This window comes from Longimicrobium sp. (genome assembly GCF_036387355.1).
GTDB lineage: Bacteria > Gemmatimonadota > Gemmatimonadetes > Longimicrobiales > Longimicrobiaceae > Longimicrobium.
On record NZ_DASVTX010000386.1, the window covers coordinates 1 to 2102 of the forward strand.

Here is a 2102-nt window from a genome sequence, read left to right on the forward strand (position 1 = left end):
GATTGATGGACGCCGTCCCTAGTACGAGAGGACCGGGACGGACCAACCTCTGGTGTGCCGGTTGTCGCGCCCGCGGCAGCGCCGGGTAGCTATGTTGGGACGGGATAACCGCTGAACGCATCTAAGTGGGAAGCCCCTCCAAAGATGAATCTTCCCGAGGCCTTGGGCCTCCTGAAGGGCCGTGGGAGACCACCACGTGGATAGGCGGCAGGTGCAGGACGCGCGAGCGTCAAAGCCGAGCCGTACTAAGGGCCCGTGTGGCTTGGCCGGTCCATTTGCATGGCCGGCCCCAAGTACAACGAAGTCCGCTGACACCAGGCGGCACGAAAGAGACACCACGGTCTGACCTGACCGGCCTACCCTTCCCATCCCGAAGCTACATGTACGGCCGGTGGCCATGGCGTGGGGGATCACCCGATCCCATCCCGAACTCGGAAGTTAAGCCCCACTCGCGCGGATGGTACTGCCGGGGCCACCCGGTGGGAGAGTACGGCGCCGCCGGCCTGCACATCAAGCCCCCCGATGCTCATCCGTGAGCGTCGGGGGGCTTCTGTTTGTACACGTGCATCCCAACAGCAGTCTCACGCGGAGACGCGGAGAACGCGGAGGAGCACGCGAAGTTCCCTCTCTGCGTCTCCGCGCCTCCGCGTGAGGCCATGCAGTTGCAGTTGTTGCACAGCAGAAGGCCCGAAGCCGGGGAGGCTTCGGGCCTTCAAAGGGGGGGTGGCAGCGCCGAGGGCGTGGGGCGGGTGGGTCGTGCGGCGGGACTGCGGGTGGGTGCTGCAGGTGCGCTTGAGTCGATCTGGTCCTGCGGTCGCTGGCCCCCTTCTTCGCGTCGTCTCCGACGTTCGGCTACCCTATTGGCAATCGGAGGGCCATTCTGGTGCAGTCTGGCAAGTAGTTGCGGGGCGCCAACTTGCGGTTTCCTGGCCGATGCGGGATGCGGGATTATTGGGACTGCGCGCGGACAAGTGGGACATCCGTTCCTCACCCGCGGTGGGGCAGGGTGCGCCCGCACGTGGAGCGGGATGTGAAGTGGAGGGTACAAGCGCGTCGGGAGCGTTGCGCGCCGGCATCGAGACGAGGATGTGATGTCCAGGAAGTACGGGATCAAAGAGGTGTTCGGGACGCTCCAGGGCGAGGGGGCGCAGGCGGGGACGCCGTCGGTCTTCCTGCGCTTCGCCGGGTGCAACCTGGGCTACGAGGTGTGCCCCTTCTGCGACACGGACTGGCTGCGGCCCAGCGTGGTGACCGATCTGGAAGGGACGCTCGAGCTCGTGCGCCAGGAGGCCGAGAAGTCGTTCGGGGGCGAACGCCCGGGGCTGCTCCTGGTGGCGACCGGCGGGGAGCCGAGCCTGCAGCTCGACCGGCCGCTCTCCGATGCGCTACGCGCGCGGGGATACCGGATCGCGATGGAGTCAAACGGGTCGCGCGAGGTGGACCAGTCGCTCGTGGACTGGCTCACGATCTCGCCCAAGCAGGAGGAGTTCGCGCAGAAGGAGGGGAGCGAGCTGAAGCTGCTCTTCACCGGCACCTCCATCGCCGGGATCACGCCGGACGTGGCGGCGGTGCGGCGGATGGTGGAGGGGACCCGCTTCGAGCAGTACTTCCTCCAGCCGATCGACGTCGCGGAGGCGGGGGGGCCGAACTACGGCGAGGCGATCCGCGCGGTGATGGAGCTGGGGCCGCCGTGGAGGCTCTCCGTGCAGACCCACAAGGTGGTGGGGATTCCTTGACCCACTCGTGGCGCTGACGGTGCGCGCCTTCTACACTGACCAGTTCGTGCTCCCGCTTCCGGAGGGGCACCGCTTCCCCATGATCAAGTACGCCCGCGTCCGCGAGCGCTGCCTGGCGGAGGGGATCCTGCGCGAATCGCATCTGGAGGTGCCGCCCGCCGCCGGGTGGGACGAGCTCATGCTGGTGCACGATCGCGACTACGTGGAGCGCGTGCGCGAGGGGCGGCTGGAGTACCTGGAGCAGCGGCGGATCGGCTTCCCGTGGAGCGATGGGATGGTGGAGCGCTCGCGCCGCTCGGCCGGGGCGACCATCTGCGCGGGGAGGGTGGCGCTGGGGGAGACGGAGGCGGGCGGGTGGGGTGTGGC

Annotated in this window: 1 protein-coding gene, 2 rRNA genes and 1 pseudogene; all 4 read left to right on the forward strand. The window is 68.2% G+C overall.

Translation table 11 applies throughout. The features are described 5' to 3' along the window. Positions 1-270, forward strand: a 23S ribosomal RNA gene (locus tag VF665_RS16805); the annotation flags it as partial. A gap of 117 nt (positions 271-387) precedes the next feature. Continuing rightward, positions 388-504, forward strand: a 5S ribosomal RNA gene (gene rrf, locus VF665_RS16810). Positions 505-1091: 587 nt separating this feature from the next. Then, entirely contained in the window at positions 1092-1736 is a 645-nt protein-coding gene (locus tag VF665_RS16815; protein WP_331054603.1) for a hypothetical protein, read from the forward strand. A 19-nt stretch (positions 1737-1755) separates the two neighbouring features. Beyond that, positions 1756-2102: pseudogene (locus tag VF665_RS16820) on the forward strand (histone deacetylase); the annotation flags it as partial.